This window comes from Streptomyces sp. TRM64462, assembly GCF_013362995.1.
In the GTDB taxonomy this organism is placed as follows: Bacteria; Actinomycetota; Actinomycetes; order Streptomycetales; family Streptomycetaceae; genus Streptomyces.
This window is the reverse complement of record NZ_JABWDV010000212.1, coordinates 1-17,541: the sequence shown is the minus strand read 5'-3', so window position 1 is coordinate 17,541 and position 17,541 is coordinate 1. Positions and strand designations below refer to the sequence as shown.

Genomic DNA, 17,541 nt, shown 5'->3' with positions numbered 1-17,541 from the left:
TGGATAATGCTCAATGTCATCAGCTCCTCGACAGCTGGTGGCCACGCCCCCGGACGTTCGCCGCGTCGCGGGGGTCTTCGTGGCGCTGGCGTACCGAAGTGTACCGAGGTGCACTGAAGATGCGAAGAATACCGAGGAGTACTCAACTGGAGTCATGTCCATTGATCGAACTCGCGCGATGTGGCCCCAGATCGCGGCCATCGTTCTGGAGCGCATCCAGAACGGCACCTATCCACCCGGCGGCAAGATCCCGAGCGTGGTGCAGCTCGCGAACGAGTTCGGTGTCGTGAACTCGACCGCGCAGCGGGCCATGGAGGCCGTGAAGAAGGAAGGGCTCACGCGGTCGGAAGCGGGCATGGGCACCTTCGTCCTACGCCCGGACGAGCGCGAGGCGTCGGCCGACGAGTCCGCTGACTGAGCTGCGGGTGCCCCCGACCTGCGGTCGTGCTGGGCCGTACGGCGGAGAGACGCCGCCGGATCAGCGGGCGATCAGCTCGCGGACCGCATCGCTGGCCTCGGGCATCTCGCCGGCGCGTGTCGAAAGTGCGTGCGGCCTGCTTGTTGCCGGAAGCTGGTCAGCGCCATGATCGTGGCCATGTCTGAGCTGCCCTCTCGTCTCTCTGTGGTGACCCTCGGCACCCGTGACCTGCCAAGGTTGCGCCGGTTCTACTGCGGTCTGGGATGGGAGGAGATCCCCTCCAGCGATGATGATTGGGCGGGTTTCCTGCTCGGTGGTGTGCTGCTGGCGCTGTACCCCGTGGATGAGCTGGCTGACGAGGCGGCGACCGCCATCCCGTCTCCCGCTGTGTGGTCGGGGATCACGCTCGCCTGCAATGTGGACAGCCGTCACCAAGTGGATGCCGCCTTCGCGGCCGCGGTGGCGGCGGGTGCCATCGCGGTTGCCGATCCGGTGGACCGTCCTTGGGGCGGCCGGTCGGCGTATATCGCGGACCCGGAAGGCAATCGCTGGGAGATCGCCTGGGCGCCCAGCGCGAGGTTCGATGTCCGTGGCGCGTTGACCGGTTTCGGCGGCTGAGTGCCCACGGCCCACTCGGCGGACAGGTCCCGCCACGGGTCGCCGGTGCGGACCCGGAACCGTACGGCGTCGATCAGTTGCCGCCCGGACCATGATGTCGTTCATGGCTCGCCCAGGCTCCGGCGGGCCTCGTGGATCACCCGTTGGGCGGCGGTGCCGTACACCGCGGACTCGCGGAGCATTGTCCAGACGCGCAGGTACGTGGTGACGCTGTCTTGGTCGTTGATCCACAGTTCCGCGTGCCAGTCCTCCACGATCACGAGCCTTTCGTCGTGGATGAGGAAAGCGTTCGCGGGCGGGAGCTTCAGCGATGCGGCGAACGGGACGACTCCCAGTTTCACAGTGTCGAGGCCGACCACTCCTGTCAGCCGGTCGAGCTGGGCGGCCAGCACAGGAGGCGGGCAGATCAGAGAGCGGAGTGCGGCTTCGCCGATGAGGATGTGGAACCGCTTGCCGGAGTCGTACAAGCCCTCCTGCCGCTTCAGCCGCGATCGCACGGCTTCCTCGGTGTCGCGCTTTGAGCGGTGCAGTTCGGCGTACCGGATGAAGATGTGACGGGCGTAGTCGGCGGTCTGCAAGAGGCCTGGGACCGTGGTGCCTTGCCAGGCATGGAAGATCTTCGTTTGCGCGTGTTCTGCGTTCAGGGCGTCCTGTACGGGGCGATGTCCGGCCGCCAGTTGACGCCGCCACGACCGGTAGTCCGACTCAAGGCCCCGGAGGCGGGCGGCCAGTTCACCGATGGACTCCGGCCGGCCAGTCGCCTCGGCCCATGCCCGTAGATCTTCGGTCGTCGCGGTCTGTCGCCCGTTCTCCAGCTTGGAGACCTTCGACTGTGCCCAGCCCAGCCGCTCCGCGAGTTGGGTACCGGTGAGCGGACCGCCAGGACAGGACCGGCGAAGTTCTCGAAGCCTGGCCCCCAGAGCTGCACGTGCCCGCTGAAAGTCTGTGCTCACCGAAACCTGCTCGCCGACTACAGTCGAGCCGCGAAGTCCTCGTAGGGCACCGAGTAGTGCCAGGCGGCATCCCGCACGCGCGCGTACCGCACCACCTCAGCCGGCTCGGCGATCAGTTCCACATCGACCAGGTTGTCCGCGTCGTCGAAGTTGAGCACAGCCACCAGTCGCGAGTCGAAGATCCAGAAATCCTCGTCGGGAAGCCGGAGGCGCTGTGCCTCCGACCGGGAAAGGTTCCGGATCTCCTCGCCTACGGCACTGTTGCGCCGCGCGTTGTCGAGCAGGTAGAGCTGCCCCATCGTGGGCGGGTCGTCGACGACACGGACGCGCTCGACACGCTTGCCCAGCTCGGCCTGCCTGCGGCGGTTCTCGCACCACGGTGTTTCGAGATTCCAGCGCACCGTGCCGGTCTCGACGAACTGGCTGTAGGTGTCGGTGGCTTCGTCGGAGGCGTAGCGGCGCCGGGTCTCCAGCCGCCACGCGGTGTGCTCGAACGTGGTGAACAGCCTTCCGAAGGCATCCAGGTCGATGATCCTCGCGTCGCGGGTCACTTCTTTCGGCCCCCAGTCCACCAGCAGCTCTCGCGGGACAACGATAGGCACCTCACCCTCCCCGAGGTGACGGAGCTGGGTGATGTCGTCGAGGTCGGTGAGCGGTGGCCCGTGAATGATGATCTCCCCGGTGTCCAGGTCCTCGTGCACGGAGGGGCAGCCGTCTTCGCCCGACCCGGTTCCGTTGAAGCGCAACCTGCGTGCCATGATCCGCCTCTCTCTTCTTCGCTGAAGAGCCTTGAACCACAGCATGGAGCCCGGCTCGGCCGAATGTCGATGCATGGCCGGCCTTCAGAGGCGAATAATCGAGAATATCCTCACGCAGCCTCAACTTGCCGTCCATAGCGTCTCGTTCATGCCGACCAAGACGACGATGAGTCCACCCGTCTACCTGTCCCTGCCCAGCCCGGAGCCCCAGCCTGTGGACGGATGTGGCGTCTGCAGGGCGCTGGTGGGGCAGCGTGCTGAGGCTCGGGGCAGGGGGGACCTGTCCAGGGTTACCGACCTGAACGTCGAGCTGCGCAGTCACCACGACGGGGCGGGCCAGTGAAGGCCCTCACCGCTGACCGGCCGCTTCTCACGATGAGGGTGTCGCGGGACGGAGGGCGGACATGGGAGCCCAGGCGCACGGTGCAGGGTGACGACGCTCTGGAGCCGCTGCATGACGCCCAGTGGCCTCCGTGCGCGTGCCCGCGGTGCGGGCAGGCCTGAAAGACTCCGGGGAATCGCGGTCGCGGGCGGACGCGACGGGTGGCGTTGCGGCTGCTGTTCGATCTGGCATCCGGTACGCCTGGCACGCACGCTCCCCAGGCCGTGTCCGGTCGGCGGTTGATCATTTCCATCCACCGCACGCCGAGTGCCTCCCCGCCGAAGCGGGGAGGCGTCACACGGTGCCCGGCCGCGAACTCATGGCCGTGCCACGTCGTGAGTCAGGTCACGACAGAGGGATGAATGCGAACCGCTGGCAGGACCGCTGCAGACCCTCGTCGGAGCCATTGGTCCGCCCGCTGCTCCACCGTGCCCGCTGAACAAGCTGGGCCTCTGTGTAGTTGGGGAAACCGGTGGTCGTGGAGGAGCAGACGCTCGCAGGAACGCTCAGCACCTTTCCGCTGTTCTTGTTCTCGAGTTCGTACTCGCCCCAGTTGCCCTTCCATACGAGCTTCCACAGCTGGTTGTCGGGGCGCTCGGCTCCGGGCGTCGTGGAATCCGTCTTGCACTGGTACTGGGTGACGGGGGCGCCCTCCGCCGTGGACTCTCCCTGAACGTCGAGGCACTTCCCGCTGCGGGCGTTCATGATGTAGACGTACCCAGGGGCGCTCTCCGAAGGATCGAGGATCCACTGCTGGTTCTGATCTCCGGAGGGCTTCCTCCAGTAGGTCTGAACGGGGGCTCCGTCGCTCGTGCTGTTGTGGCGGACGTCCAGGATGTAGTTGGTCTCCCAGCCCGCCGGCCAGGCATCGCCGATGGTGTAGGTCCCGTCCCACTCGCGATAGGCGGATTCGTCGTTGGCGCTGGCGAGTGCGATCTGGTAGTTCGGAGATCCCTCACCGGTCGTCGGCGCCAGGTGCCTGATGTTCGTGCAGTACTTGACCTGCTCGTAGTCCGTCATCGGCCTGGCGTTGAGAACGACGGTCCCCTTGGGGCTGCCGTCGCTGTTCAGGACGATGTTCTCGGCGACGACGTCCTCTTGCCACGTCCCCTTGTTGAGGTTGGTGTTGGGGTCGTTGGGGCCCTCGGGGTACACGGTGACGCCGTCGCGGTACGTGACCTGGTTGCGTGTGTGCACCTTTATGGTGTCGAGGCGTACCTCGATCTCGGCGACGCCGCGTGGCGGGATATTGACCGAGGACGTCTCGTCGACGTACTTCGCGTTGGTCCAGTTGTAGGACTCCTGCCGGCTGAGCGTGAAATTGACACTTCCCGAGAGGCCGGTCCCAGTACTGGTGAGCTTGTCGTCACCTCCGATCGTCAGGCCCACCTGACGGCCCTGGGTGAAGGTGTAGCTGGCGTATTGCCACTTGCCCCAGCTGATGCTCTTCTGGCCGGTGGACTGCAGTGAGCAGTTGACCGCTTCCGGCTTGTTGACAACCTCCGAGTAGATCAACTCGTCCGGAGTCTCGCTGAGAATCTGCGTCGTGCAGGACTTGGTGTTCTTGTTGCAGTCGTACTGGGTGTCCGGGAACTTCTGCGGTCTTACGCTCTTCTCGGGGGTGCCGGAGCACTTGTAGGCGAAGCGGATGATCTGGGCGTCACCCATGTGGTTGTTGCGGAACGCCCACTGCTGCTCCCGTCCCCCGTCGGTGATGGCAGTGTGGCTGACGGTGATCCAGGCGTTGCCCTCGTGCTTCTTCTGATCGGTCACGATCGTGCCCGCCGGGCAACTTGCCGCCCATGCGGTGGTCTTCTGGGCGTCGACGCGCAGCTTCGGGGTGTAGAGCCAGCTCTCCCACTGTGCCGCGGTGGCCGTACCCGCCGACGATGCCACGGCGAGGGGCGCTGTCAGCGCCGACGCCATGGCCAAGGCGGCCAGTCGCCTTCTCTTCGATCTCATGTACTCGTCTCCGCTTCCATTGAGGACCGCTTCCGGCCCGACTGGGATCCAAAGGCGGGCCGGAGTGGTGGCCGCCTGCTTAGGCAGGTGTTCCTCGTGGCGGAGGGTCGCTCCTTCGGCCGGAAGCCGCTTCCTTGAGGCAACCCGCGGCACGAGTGTGTGGGCTGCGCCAGGGGACCGCCCTAGGGCATTTCCCTAGAGGCGGTTCCGTAAATGATCTTGGAGTCGCCTCGGGCGTGGCGGGCTGCCGCAGGGCCCGCCGGCCCATCCGGTGAGGGCGCGGTTGTGCAGGGGGTGCGGGGCGGCCTGGCCCGTTCCGCCGCGTCGCCCCGTGGCTGGATCACGCGCCTCCCAGTCCGTGCCCGCCACGCGCAGCACCCCCTCCGCCATCCGGCGCAGAGCCCGGCGTGCCGGGTCGGTGCAGGCCAGAGGGGGTGCCAGGATGGGCGCGTCCCTACCCGCCGCGGGCCACCGCCACGCGGCCACGACGCGGCCGGTTCGCGACGAATCGATAACGGCTTCCGTACAGGGCTTTATCTGACATCTACGCGCGTTACGATCGCGGCGAAACCAGCGCCGGAAGAGGCGCTTCGGTCAGGTCGAAGGAGCCCCCCTTGCGCCGGATCACCAGGATCGCCACCGCGGGCATCGCGTCCGCGGCGCTCGCGCTCAGCGTCACCGCCTGTGGCGGTGAGAAGTCGGACGCCGGGTCCGACTCGAACGGCGGCAAGGCCGCCATCGCGTACGACATCGGCGGCCGCGGCGACCAGTCGTTCAACGACGCCGCGTACGCCGGCCTGTCGAAGGCCGAGAAGGACTTCGGCATCAAGGGCACCGAGGCGGAGCCCAGTGAGGGCGAGGGCGACCCGGACAAGGTCCAGCGCCTCACCTCCCTCGCCCGCGCCGGCAACAACCCGGTGATCGGCGTCGGCTTCGCGTACGCCCCCGCCATCGCCGAGGTTGCGCCGAAGTTCCCGGACACCACGTTCGGCCTCATCGACGACACGTCGAAGACCGGCAAGAACATCGCCAACCTGGTCTTCAACGAGGAGCAGGGCTCCTACCTGGCCGGCGTCGCCGCCGCCAAGGTGACGAAGTCCAACACCGTCGGCTTCATCGGCGGCGTCGAGACCCCGCTGATCAAGAAGTTCGAGGCGGGCTTCGTCCAGGGCGTGAAGGACACCAACAAGAACGTCAACGTCAAGGTCCAGTACCTGACGCAGCCGCCGGACTTCGGTGGCTTCTCCAAGCCCGACCTGGGCAAGGCCGCCGCGCAGGGCCAGATCGACGCGGGCGCCGACGTGATCTACGCCGCCGCCGGCCTCGCGGGCTCCGGCTCGATCGAGGCCGCCGCCAAGGCCAAGAAGTGGGCCATCGGCGTCGACTCGGACCAGTACAACCAGGCCGGTCTCGCCGCGTACAAGGACTACATCCTCACCTCGGTGACCAAGGACGTGTCCGGCGCGGTCTACAACCTGATCCAGTCGGTCAAGGACGGCAAGCCGCAGTCCGGTGAGATCCGCTACGGCCTCGACAAGAACGGCGTGGGCCTGGCCACCTCCAACCCGGCGTTCACCAAGATGACCGACGTCATCGCCGCCGTGGACACGGCCAAGGCCGACATCATCGCGGGCAAGATCAAGGTCAAGACCGCCCCGTAACCCGGCCACAGGCCCGGAACCCTCGCCCGGGGCTCCGGAAGGCGGGTGCGGCGCCCTCGGCGCACGTCACCGCCCTCCGGACCCCGGGTCAGGTTCTGGCCATGGCTTTTCGGCATTCGGGATCGCTACGCGCGTAGAACCCTCTCCGGCGCGATAACTTCGGCCACATCACACCGAGTCCCACCGTGGCCCCACCGTGCCCAGCGTGCCCCGCCCGTCCCTGCTTCTCCGCTCCTTTCTCGCCAAGGAGAGTGCGTCATCAACGCGTCCAGCCCCCCCGCCGTAGAACTGCGCGGGATCACCAAGCGCTTCCCCGGCGTCGTGGCCAACCACGACATCCACCTCACCGTCCGCAAGGGCACCGTCCACGCCCTCATCGGTGAGAACGGCGCCGGCAAGTCGACCCTCATGAAGATCCTCTACGGCATGCAGAAGCCGGACGAGGGCACCATCACCATCGACGGCCGGGACGTCTCGTTCCACAGCCCCGCCGACGCCATCGCGGTCGGCATCGGCATGGTCCACCAGCACTTCATGCTGGCCGACAACCTCACCGTCCTGGAGAACGTCGTCCTCGGCAGCGAGAAGCTGTACGGGATCGGCGGCAAGGCCCGCGACAAGATCAAGGAGATCTCCGACGCGTACGGGCTGAACATCCGCCCGGACGTGCTCGTCGAGCACCTCGGTGTCGCCGACCGCCAGCGCGTGGAGATCCTCAAGGTCCTCTACCGCGGCGCCCGCACCCTCATCCTCGACGAGCCGACCGCCGTGCTCGTCCCGCAGGAGGTCGACGCGCTCTTCGACAACCTCCGCGAGCTCAAGGCCGAGGGCCTCACGGTCATCTTCATCTCGCACAAGCTGGGCGAGGTCCTGTCGGTCGCCGACGACATCACCGTCATCCGCCGCGGTACGACGGTCGGCACGGCCGACCCCAAGGCGACCACCACCAAGCAGCTCGCCGAGCTGATGGTCGGCACCGAGCTGCCGTCGCCCGAGACCCGCGAGTCGACGGTCACGGACGTGCCGATGCTGAAGGTCGAGAACCTCCAGCTCTCCGCCGTCGACCCCGACGGCGTCGTCCGCGAGGTGCTCGGCGGCATCGGCTTCACCATCCACAAGGGCGAGGTCATGGGCATCGCCGGCGTGGAGGGCAACGGCCAGACCGAGCTGATCGACGCCCTGATCGGCATGCGCGACCCGGACGGCGGTGTCATCACCCTCGACGGCGTCGACATCTCGCACGCCCCGACGCGCAAGCGCCGCGAGGGCGGCATCGGCTACATCCCCGAGGACCGCCACCGCCACGGCCTGCTGCTGGAGTCCCCGCTCTGGGAGAACCGCATCCTCGGCCATGTCACCGAGGCCCCCAACAGCAGGCGCGGCCTCCTCGACCCCAAGGCGGCCCGCGAGGACACCGAGCGCATCGTCCGCGAGTACGACGTCCGCACCCCCGGCATCGAGGTCACCGCGGCCTCCCTCTCCGGCGGCAACCAGCAGAAGCTGATCGTCGGCCGCGAGATGAGTCACCAGCCCAAGCTGCTCATCGCCGCCCACCCCACGCGCGGCGTGGACGTCGGCGCGCAGGCGCAGATCTGGGACCAGATCCGGGAGGCCCGGCGGGAGGGCCTCGCGGTGCTGCTGATCTCCGCCGACCTGGACGAGCTCATCGGGCTCTCCGACACCCTGCGGGTCATGTACCGCGGCCGCCTGGTCGCGGACGCGGACCCCGCCACGATCACCCCCGAGGAGCTGGGCTCGGCCATGACCGGTGCCGCCGCCGGCCACCTTGAGCACCACGAGCACGGTCAGAACACGGACGGTGAGGACCGATGAAGAAGTTCGACAAGGACAAGGTGCTGCTGGGCCTCGCGGGCCCCGTGCTCGCCCTGGCCGTGGCCTTCGTCCTCACCTCGATCGTGCTGCTGGCGTCGGGCCGTGACCCGATCAGGCCCTACGCCCTGATGATGGAGACCGTCGAGTTCCCCGACGTCCAGGTCCTGATCATCAACCAGACCGGTACGTACTACCTGGCAGCCCTGGCCGTCGCCGTCGGCTTCCGGATGAACCTGTTCAACATCGGTGTCGACGGCCAGTACCGCCTCGCCGCGATGGTCGCCGCCGTCGTCGGCGCCACCGTCACGCTGCCGGGACCGCTGCACATCCTGCTGATCGTGGTCGTCGCCGTACTCGTCGGCGGCTTCTGGGCCGGTATCGCGGGCTTCCTCAAGAGCACCCGGGGCGTCAGCGAGGTCGTCTCCACGATCATGCTGAACGCCATCGCGACCAGCCTGATCGCCTGGATGATCCTGCCCGCCAACCTCGGTGTGCAGGTGCCCGGCTCCAACGACCTCACCACCGGCGAGATCGCCGAGTCCGGCTGGATGACCGGCCTGTCGGTCGAGGGCGGCAACATCTACGGCTTCACCTTCGTCGCCTTCGCCCTCGGCGTCGTCTACTGGTTCGTCCTCAACCGCACCCGCTTCGGCTTCGACCTGCGCGCCACCGGCGCCAGCGCCTCCGCCGCGCAGGCCAGCGGCGTCGACGCGAAGCGGATGACCCTCACGGCCATGCTGATCTCCGGCGGCGTCGCCGGTCTGACCGGTATGCCGCTGCTGCTCGGCCAGACCCACACGTACAGCCTCAGCTTCCCGGCCGGCGTCGGCTTCGTGGGCATCACCATCGCCCTCCTCGGCCGCAACAGCCCCCTCGGCATCTTCTTCGCCGCCCTGCTCATCTCGTTCCTGGAGAAGGCGTCCGGCTCGGTGATCGCACCGGACTTCGACAAGGAGATCGCCACGATCATGCAGGGCCTCATCGTGATCTCGGTGGTCGTGTCCTACGAGATCGTCCGGCAGTACGGCCTGCGCCGGCAGCAGCAGAAGGTGGGCGAGGAGCTCGCCGCCCAGGCCCGCAAGAACAAGGAGAACGTGGCGGCATGAGCGAGATCGAGTCCACGAGCACGGTGACCGCCTCGGCGACCGCGCCGCGCAAGGGCGGGGGCCACCGCAAGCTGACCCTGCCCGTCATCCTGCTGATCATCGCGGCCGGACTGGCCCTGTTCTCGCTGGTCCGCGTGGTCAGCGGCGCCAACGACCTGACCTCCGTCGGCCAGGTGTCCGGCGCGCTCCAGCTCGCCGTACCGATCGGCCTCGCCGGCCTCGGCGGCCTGTGGGCCGAGCGGGCCGGCGTGGTCAACATCGGCCTTGAGGGCATGATGATCCTCGGCACCTGGTTCGGTGCCTGGGCCGGCTACCAGTGGGGCCCCTGGACCGGTGTCGTGCTCGGCATCGTCGGCGGCGCACTCGGCGGCCTGATCCACGCGATCATGACGGTCACGTTCAACGTCAACCACATCGTCTCCGGTGTGGCCATCAACATCCTCGCCGTCGGCGCCACCCAGTACCTGTCGAACTTCACGTTCGCCGAGGCCCCGGGCGGCTCCTCCAAGCAGTCCCCGCGCATCGACGCCATCGACCGCATCACGATCCCCGGCCTGTCCGACTGGCTCGGTGACCTCCAGGGCAAGCACTGGTACTTCGTCTCGGACCTGGCAGGGCTGCTCGGCGGCCTGATCACCAACCTGTCGCTGCTCACCGTCGTCGCGCTGCTGCTCGTCCCCGCCACCTGGTGGGTCCTGTGGCGCACCGGCTTCGGCCTGCGGCTGCGCTCCTGCGGTGAGAACCCGATCGCGGCCGAGTCCCTGGGCGTCAACGTCTACAAGTACAAGTACATCGCGGTCCTCGTCTCCGGCGGCCTCGCCGGCCTCGGCGGCGCGTTCCTCGCGATCGTCTCGACGGGCATCTACCAGGAGGGCCAGACCGGCGGCCGCGGCTACATCGGCCTCGCCGCGATGATCTTCGGTAACTGGATGCCGGGCGGCATGGCGCTGGGCGCCGGGCTCTTCGGCTTCACCGACAGCCTCAAGCTGCGCGGCGGCGCCGAGAACGTCCACGCGATGCTGCTCCTGCTGGCGATCCTGCTGGTGCTGGCGCTCGTCTGGACGCTGTACAAGAAGAAGTACACGGCCGCGGTGGTCTCCGCCGTCTTCGCCGTGGTGCTCTTCCTCTGGTACTTCGCCACCGACGTCCTGCCCAGCCAGTTCGTCGACGCGGCCCCGTATGTCACGACGCTGCTGGTCCTCGCCCTGTCCGCGCAGCGGCTGCGGATGCCGAAGGCGAACGGCATGCCGTACAAGAAGGGCCAGGGCAAGTGACGTCCGCCCAGCGGCCGCCCGCCGGGGAGCCGGCCTTGTCCTTCGACTGGGAGGCCCTGCACGCCGCCGCCCGGGACGCCATGTCCCACGCGTACGCGCCGTACTCGGGCTTCCCGGTGGGCGCGGCGGCCGTGGCCGACGACGGGCGCACGGTCACCGGCTGCAACGTCGAGAACGCCTCGTACGGCCTCGGCCTGTGCGCCGAGTGCGGGCTCGTCTCGCAGCTCCAGGCCACCGGGGGCGGCCGGCTCACGCACTTCGTGTGCGTGGACGGCCGCGGCGAGACCCTGGTGCCCTGCGGGCGCTGCCGTCAGCTGCTGTACGAGTTCGGCGGCGGCGAGCTGCTGGTGGACACCCCGGACGGCATCCGCACGCTGGACGAGATGCTGCCGCAGGCGTTCGGCCCGAAGCACCTCACCTGAGACCGGCGGCCCTTACTCCTCCCCTCGGAGCAAGGGCCGCCGCCCTTCTTCCCCCTCTCTATGCGCGTAGAGTGCGCGCAGGACCCACCGCCGCACCCGGCCGGAAGGAACACTGAGCCCATGGACGCGATTTCCGTCATCCGCACGAAGCGGGACCGGGGTGAGCTGACCCCCGAGCAGATCGACTGGGTCATCGACGCGTACACGCGCGGCGAGGTCGCCGACGAGCAGATGTCCGCGCTCGCCATGGCGATCCTGCTCAACGGCATGAACCGGGGCGAGATCGCCCGCTGGACCGCCGCGATGATCGCCTCGGGCGAGCGCATGGACTTCTCGTCGCTCTCCCGCCCGACCGCCGACAAGCACTCCACGGGCGGCGTCGGCGACAAGATCACACTGCCGCTGGCGCCGCTGGTCGCCGCCTGCGGCGCGGCCGTGCCGCAGCTCAGCGGCCGGGGCCTCGGCCACACCGGCGGCACCCTCGACAAGCTGGAGTCCATCCCCGGCTGGCGGGCCCTGCTCTCCAACGAGGAGATGCTGCACGTCCTCGACACCACGGGCGCGGTCATCTGCGCGGCGGGCGACGGCCTCGCCCCGGCCGACAAGAAGCTGTACGCGCTGCGCGACGTGACGGGCACGGTTGAGGCCATCCCGCTCATCGCCTCCTCCATCATGTCGAAGAAGATCGCCGAGGGCACCGGCTCGCTGGTCCTCGATGTCAAGGTGGGCACGGGCGCCTTCATGAAGACGATCGAGGACGCCCGCGAACTGGCGTCGACGATGGTCGGCCTCGGCACCGACCACGGCGTGAAGACCGTCGCCCTGCTGACGGACATGTCCACGCCCCTGGGCCTGACGGCCGGCAACGCCCTGGAGGTCCGCGAGTCGGTGGAGGTCCTGGCGGGCGGCGGCCCTGCGGACGTCGTCGAGCTGACCGTCGCCCTGGCCCGCGAGATGCTCGACGCGGCCGGCATCAAGGACGCCGACCCGGCGAAGGCCCTGGCCGACGGCTCCGCCATGGACGTCTGGCGCCGCATGATCGCCGCACAGGGCGGCGACCCGGACGCTGAGCTGCCGGTCGCCCGCGAGCAGCACGTGGTCACGGCGCCGTCGTCGGGCGTCCTGACCCGCCTCGACGCGTACGACGTCGGTGTCGCCGCCTGGCGCCTCGGCGCGGGCCGCGCCCGCAAGGAGGACCCGGTGCAGGCCGGCGCCGGCGTGGAGCTGCACGCCAAGCCGGGCGACACGGTCACGGCGGGCCAGCCCCTGCTGACTCTCCACACGGACACGCCGGAGAAGTTCGACTACGCCCTGAAGACCCTCGAAGCCGCCTGGGACATCGCCCCGGCGGGCACCGACTTCACGGCGCGGCCCATCGTCCTGGACCGCATCGCGTAACCAGGACCGGCACAGCACGGCACTGCCACGACAGGGCCCCTGGCGCGCCCGGACGATGAGTTCCGGGCGTGTCGGGGGTCCTGTCTCATGTGGATGACACGGATCCGATCGTTCTGCGCGTCGCCGGTGTGATCGAGCCCGCCGACGTGCCCCGCCTCTGCGCCGCGCTGACCGCACTCCTGAAAGCCGGCGAGGGCCTGGGCGAAGGCGCAGGCGAAGGCATAGGCGAAGGCAGCGTAGGGAGTGCCGCCGGGGCGCCGGTCGTCGTCGACGCGGCCGGGCTCGTACGCCCCGGCCTCGCCGCCGTGGACGCCCTCGCCCGCCTGCACCTCACCGCCCGCCGCCTCGGCCACCCCCTGTCCGTACGGAACGCGGCGCCCGACCTGCGAGCGCTCCTCGCCCTGGTCGGCCTCGCGGACCGGCTGCTCAGGCCTCCAGCCGGTCCGGGAGGTCGAACAGCGGGAACCAGCGCTTCACATCCAGGAACGACGTGATCCCGGCGACCTTCCCGTCCGCTATCTCCAGGACCATCAGCGCCCACGGGCTGAACCCGCCCTCCGGGTCCGGGTGGTAGTGCGCGAACGCCGGCGTGCCGTTCGCGACCGTCGGCACCAGCCGCGAGCCCCTGCACACCTCGCCCACACCCAGCATCCAGCCCACGATGTCGTCGTGGCCTCGCAGCCACAGGTCGTACGGCGGCATGGACAGCGTCGCGTCCTCGTGCAGCAGCGCCGTCAGCGCCGCCATGTCGTACGCCTCGAACGCCGCCACGTACCGGTCGAGGAGGCTCCGCTGCTCCTCGTCCAGCGGGTCGGCCGCGTCCGTCCGCTCCGGGTCCGACGCGGCGAGCGTCGCCCGGGCCCGCTGCAGCGCGCTGTTCACCGACGCGACCGACGTGTCCAGCAGCTCGGCGACCTCGCTCGCCTTCCAGGCCAGCACCTCCCGAAGGATCAGCACCGCCCGCTGCTTCGGCGGCAGGTGCTGGAGCGCCGCCACGAACGCCAGCCGCACCGACTCCTTCGCCAGGGCGGCCTCCGCCGGGTCGGCGGCCTGCGGCAGCACCCGCCCGTCGGGCACCGGCTCCAGCCAAGTGACCTCGGGGCGGGCGGACAGCTGCGCCTGCGCGACGGGCGTGGACTCCGTCAGATCCATGGGCCGCGCCCGGCGGTTGCCGGCGTTCAGCGCGTCCAGGCACACGTTGGTCGCGATCCGGTACAGCCACGAGCGCAGCGAGGAACGGCCCTCGAACTTCTCGATGCTGCGCCATGCCCGCACCATCGTGTCCTGCACCGCGTCCTCCGCCTCGAAGGACGAGCCCAGCATCCGGTAGCAGTAACCGGTCAGTTCCGTCCGGTACTCCTCAAGGCGGGCATCCATGTTCTGCGGTGCTGCCACATCGACCATCGCGTCCACCCCTGTCGCGCGCTGTGCTGCCGTCCGGAAAAGAAGCTACCGGAGGGCACTGACAACGCGGCCGGGTCCCGCGTCACGTCCCGGGCTTGCGCCCGTACACGAAGACGTCGTCGCCGTTCTTCAACAGGTTCCAGTATGCCTTCGCGTCGTCGGGGCGCATGTTGACGCAGCCACCGGAACCCGGCGGGTTGTACATGGACTTGGTGACCGAGTGGAACGCCTGCCCGCCGTCGAAGAACTGCGAGTACGGCATCCACACCTTGTAGATCGTCGACCAGTGCTTGACGTTCCGGTAGTAGATCTTCTTCGCGCCCGTACGGGTCTCGGCCCCGTCCCGGCCCGTGCGCACCGCCACCGGCCCGTACACCAGCTTCGACCCGTCCTGGATCCAGCTCAGCTGGCGGGTCAGGTCGACGCACGCGATACGGCCCTTGTTCACCGGGCACGTGCCCGCCTTGTTGGGCGTCTTCCCGGCGGCACGCTGCTGGAGGATCGTGTTCATGGTGCGCCAGGTGAGAGGCCCGGCGTAACCGACGGTCGGTGTGATGCCGTGCCAGCGCTGGAACGTCTGTGTCGCTCTGCAGTCGGCCGGCGACTGCCTGCCGTCGACCGGCCGCCCCATGAACTTCTCGACCTGCCGCTGGTACGGGCCCGTCTGCGTCGTGCATGTCGTCGCCGCCTGCGCGGACCCCGCGCCCACGGTCAGCGTCAGCGGTACGACGAGACCGGCGACGCCCAGCGCGACTCCGCCGCGCCGCCGCCAAGTCGTCCCCCGTATCGCCGCGCGCCCCGCCCCCTGTAGTGCCCGCATACGCCACTCCCCCTCGCGTCCGGTGAGGTTTTCGTACCCGTAGGACGCTCGGGGGAGTCGCGCGGTTACAGAGAAAGTCCAGCAGTCGCCGACAGGGTCGCAGCCGGGCGCCGGCTGTCACCGGCAGTGTCGCCGGCCGACGTCGGCAGGCGTCAGCGCGGCCCGCCGGCCGCGACCAGGACGCGCCGCTCGCGGCCCGGCTGCGAGGCGCGCACCCGGCGGTCCGCCACGCGCGCGCTGTGCGTGCCGTACAGCGTGATCGACACGACGCCGAGCACCGCGACCAGGCCCAGCAGGACCGTGCCCGACCAGCCGCCCGCGTGGTACGCGACCGCGCCGAGCGTGCCGCCCACGCTGCTGCCCAGGTAGTACGCGGACTGGTACAGCGCCGACGCCTGCGCCCGCCCGGTCGTCGCCGTCCGGCTCACGGACGACGAGGCGACGGCGTGCCCGGCGAAGAACCCGGCCGTGATCAGTACGAGCCCCGCCAGGACGGCGGACAGGGAGGCGGACAGCGACAGCAGCAGCCCCGCCGCCGTCGTGGTCACCGCCAGGTACAGCGCCCCGCGCCGCCCCATCCGGCCGACCAGCTTGCCGGCCGCCGCCGACGACACCGTACCGACCAGGTACACCAGGAAGATCGAGCCGACGACACCCTGCGGCAGCGAGAACGGCGCCTCCACCAGGCGGTAGCCGATCACCGTGTACACGGCGCCGAACACCGTCATGAACAGCGCGCCGATCGCGTACAGGCGCATCAGCAGCGGGTCCGACAGATGCGTCCGCACCGTCCGCGCCAGCGCGCGCGGGTCGAGCGAACCCGGCGTGAAGTGCCGCGCCTTCGGCAGCAGCAGCCGGTACGCCACGACGCACGCCACCGCCATCAGACCGACCGCGGCGAGCCCGGCCCGCCAGCCCCACAGCTGCGAGGCCCAGCCGGTCACGATACGGCCGCTCATGCCGCCGATGCTGTTGCCGGCGACGAACAGCCCGATCGCCGCGACCAGCGCCTTCGGCCGTACCTCCTCCGCCAGGTACGCCATCGCCGACGCCGGTACGCCGGCCAGCGCCGCGCCCTGCACGGCACGCAGCACGACCAGCCACTCCAGGCTCGGCGCGAACGGCACCAGCAGCCCCACGGCCACGGCGGTCACGAGGGAGCCGGTCATCAGGGCCCGCCGCCCGAACCGCTCCGACAGGGCACTGAGGGGCAGCACGCACAGCGCGAGCGCGCCGGTCGCGGCGGAGACGGTCCAGCTGGCGGCCGACGCGGTCACCGCGAAGTCGGCGGAGACGGCGGGCAGCAGGGCCTGGGTCGAGTAGAGGAGGGCGAAGGTGGCGACCCCGGCGGCGAAGAGGGCGAAGCTCATCCGGCGGTAGCCGGGACGTCCGGGGGCAAGGCGCGTATCGGCGTCCACGGGTGTCGTGGACGCCTTGGTACTGGCGGGAGACATGCCACGACCGTACGGAGGGGGCGGTTCATGCGTCCAATGCATGGAACGGCTTTAATCGTTCCCATGGTGCATGACTACAGGTCACAGCCTTGGCTGTCACTGAACAGTAACGAAGAAGAAATGGGGCTGCTGCTTGCGCCTCGCCTGGCGTACTTCGCGGCGGTGGCCCGCCACGAGCATGTGACCCGCGCCGCGCAGGAGACCGGCGTCCCGCAGTCCACGCTCTCCCGGGCGATGGCCCGCCTTGAGGAGGACCTCGGCGTGACGCTGTTCGCCCGCAAGGGCCGCACCCTGGCGCTCACTCCGGCCGGGCGCACCTTCCTCACGACCGTGGAGCGCGCGCTGGGCGAGGTCGAACGCGCGGCGGAGGCGGTACGGGCGGACGTGGACCCGACGGCGGGCCGGGTCGCCTTCGGCTTCCTCCACACGATGGGCTCCGAGACCGTACCCGGGCTGCTGCGGGCGTTCCGCGTCGACCACCCGAAGGTCCGCTTCACACTCGTCCAGAACTACGGCGAGGCCATGATCGAGCGGCTGCGCGCCGGGGAGCTGGACCTGTGCCTGACGTCCCCGGTCCCGGACGCCCCGGACCTGGTGGCCCGCCGCCTCGACGAACAGCGCCTGCGCCTGGTGGTCCCGGACGACCACCGCCTGGCCGCCCGCAAGCGCATCCGCCTGGCGGAGGCCGCCGACGAGGCGTTCGTGACCCTGGAGCCCGGCTACGGGCTGCGCCGCATCACCGACGACCTGTGCGCCGAGGCGGGCTTCCGCCCGCGCGTGGCGTTCGAGGGCGAGGAGGCGGAGACCCTCCGCGGTCTGGTCGCGGCGGGTCTGGGCGTCGCCCTCCTCCCACCCCCGGCGGTGCCCCGCCCCGGCGTTGTCGAACTGACGGTGACGGCTCCCCGGGCGGCCCGCGAGATCGGCGTCGCCTGGCAGGCCGGCCACCCGGAGACCCCGCCGGTGGCGGCGTTCAAACGCTTCCTCCTGTCACGGCGGGGCAAGCTCCTGAGTGAGTCCGAGCATTAGGTCGTGTCCGGCGGGTCTGTCCCCTGTCCCGCCCCTTCCCGAAACTGGGGGC

At 69.6% G+C, this 17,541-nt stretch carries 16 protein-coding genes; 10 read left to right on the top strand and 6 right to left on the bottom strand.

Going from position 1 to position 17,541, the window contains the following annotated elements; all coding sequences use genetic code 11:
* Positions 1 to 154 precede the first annotated feature (154 nt).
* Both HTZ82_RS09660 and HTZ82_RS09655 read left to right on the top strand, forming a co-directional pair.
* A complete protein-coding gene (locus tag HTZ82_RS09660; RefSeq protein WP_175408903.1) occupies positions 155 to 418 on the top strand; it encodes a GntR family transcriptional regulator in 264 nt (87 codons plus the stop codon).
* Positions 419 to 595: 177 nt separating this feature from the next.
* Positions 596 to 1,036: a VOC family protein gene (locus HTZ82_RS09655; RefSeq protein WP_175408902.1), complete on the top strand. Its 441-nt coding sequence runs from the start codon at positions 596 to 598 to the stop codon at positions 1,034 to 1,036.
* 101 nt (positions 1,037 to 1,137) lie between these two features.
* On the opposite strand, the gene HTZ82_RS09650 is transcribed toward HTZ82_RS09655, so the two are convergent.
* From HTZ82_RS09650 to HTZ82_RS09640, 3 genes are all read right to left on the bottom strand, one after another.
* Positions 1,138 to 1,989 (bottom strand): helix-turn-helix transcriptional regulator, encoded by an 852-nt coding sequence (locus HTZ82_RS09650; protein WP_175408901.1) that lies wholly within the window; start codon positions 1,987 to 1,989, stop codon positions 1,138 to 1,140.
* 17 nt (positions 1,990 to 2,006) lie between these two features.
* A complete protein-coding gene (locus HTZ82_RS09645) occupies positions 2,007 to 2,747 on the bottom strand; it encodes a DUF6879 family protein (RefSeq protein ID WP_175408906.1) in 741 nt (246 codons plus the stop codon).
* Between the two features lie 727 nt (positions 2,748 to 3,474).
* Positions 3,475 to 5,091 carry an RICIN domain-containing protein gene (locus tag HTZ82_RS09640; protein ID WP_175408900.1) on the bottom strand — a complete coding sequence of 539 codons (1,617 nt, stop codon included), beginning with the start codon at positions 5,089 to 5,091 and terminating at the stop codon, positions 3,475 to 3,477.
* Positions 5,092 to 5,705: 614 nt separating this feature from the next.
* On the opposite strand from HTZ82_RS09640, the gene HTZ82_RS09635 reads away from it, so the two are divergent.
* From HTZ82_RS09635 to HTZ82_RS09610, 7 genes are all read left to right on the top strand, one after another.
* A complete protein-coding gene (locus HTZ82_RS09635; protein ID WP_175408899.1) occupies positions 5,706 to 6,752 on the top strand; it encodes a BMP family protein in 1,047 nt (348 codons plus the stop codon).
* Between the two features lie 258 nt (positions 6,753 to 7,010).
* A complete protein-coding gene (locus tag HTZ82_RS09630) occupies positions 7,011 to 8,585 on the top strand; it encodes an ABC transporter ATP-binding protein (protein ID WP_175408905.1) in 1,575 nt (524 codons plus the stop codon).
* Positions 8,582 to 9,691, top strand: coding sequence for an ABC transporter permease (locus HTZ82_RS09625; protein WP_175408898.1), 1,110 nt, complete (start codon positions 8,582 to 8,584; stop codon positions 9,689 to 9,691). The genes HTZ82_RS09630 and HTZ82_RS09625 overlap by 4 nt, the downstream gene beginning before the upstream one ends.
* The gene (locus tag HTZ82_RS32145) at positions 9,688 to 10,965 is read left to right on the top strand and encodes an ABC transporter permease (protein ID WP_254711745.1); all 1,278 of its coding nucleotides are present in this window, start codon (positions 9,688 to 9,690) and stop codon (positions 10,963 to 10,965) included. Before HTZ82_RS09625 ends, HTZ82_RS32145 begins: the two co-directional genes overlap by 4 nt.
* A 35-nt stretch (positions 10,966 to 11,000) precedes the next feature.
* Positions 11,001 to 11,387 carry a cytidine deaminase gene (locus tag HTZ82_RS32140; protein ID WP_302852219.1) on the top strand — a complete coding sequence of 129 codons (387 nt, stop codon included), beginning with the start codon at positions 11,001 to 11,003 and terminating at the stop codon, positions 11,385 to 11,387.
* A 120-nt stretch (positions 11,388 to 11,507) separates the two neighbouring features.
* Positions 11,508 to 12,785 (top strand): thymidine phosphorylase, encoded by a 1,278-nt coding sequence (locus HTZ82_RS09615; protein WP_175408897.1) that lies wholly within the window; start codon positions 11,508 to 11,510, stop codon positions 12,783 to 12,785.
* Positions 12,786 to 12,874: 89 nt separating this feature from the next.
* The gene (locus HTZ82_RS09610; protein WP_175408896.1) at positions 12,875 to 13,279 is read left to right on the top strand and encodes an STAS domain-containing protein; all 405 of its coding nucleotides are present in this window, start codon (positions 12,875 to 12,877) and stop codon (positions 13,277 to 13,279) included.
* On the opposite strand, the gene HTZ82_RS09605 is transcribed toward HTZ82_RS09610, so the two are convergent.
* The 3 genes from HTZ82_RS09605 to HTZ82_RS09595 form a co-directional block, all read right to left on the bottom strand.
* Positions 13,212 to 14,189 carry a sigma-70 family RNA polymerase sigma factor gene (locus HTZ82_RS09605; protein ID WP_175408895.1) on the bottom strand — a complete coding sequence of 326 codons (978 nt, stop codon included), beginning with the start codon at positions 14,187 to 14,189 and terminating at the stop codon, positions 13,212 to 13,214. The genes HTZ82_RS09610 and HTZ82_RS09605 overlap by 68 nt on opposite strands.
* An 82-nt stretch (positions 14,190 to 14,271) precedes the next feature.
* Positions 14,272 to 15,009 carry a L,D-transpeptidase gene (locus HTZ82_RS09600; RefSeq protein WP_175408894.1) on the bottom strand — a complete coding sequence of 246 codons (738 nt, stop codon included), beginning with the start codon at positions 15,007 to 15,009 and terminating at the stop codon, positions 14,272 to 14,274.
* Between the two features lie 152 nt (positions 15,010 to 15,161).
* Positions 15,162 to 16,463 (bottom strand): MFS transporter, encoded by a 1,302-nt coding sequence (locus HTZ82_RS09595; RefSeq protein ID WP_175408893.1) that lies wholly within the window; start codon positions 16,461 to 16,463, stop codon positions 15,162 to 15,164.
* Positions 16,464 to 16,526: 63 nt separating this feature from the next.
* Here HTZ82_RS09595 and HTZ82_RS09590 point away from each other — a divergent pair, with 63 nt between their 5' ends.
* A complete protein-coding gene (locus HTZ82_RS09590) occupies positions 16,527 to 17,489 on the top strand; it encodes a LysR family transcriptional regulator (RefSeq protein WP_175408892.1) in 963 nt (320 codons plus the stop codon).
* Positions 17,490 to 17,541: the final 52 nt, after the last annotated feature.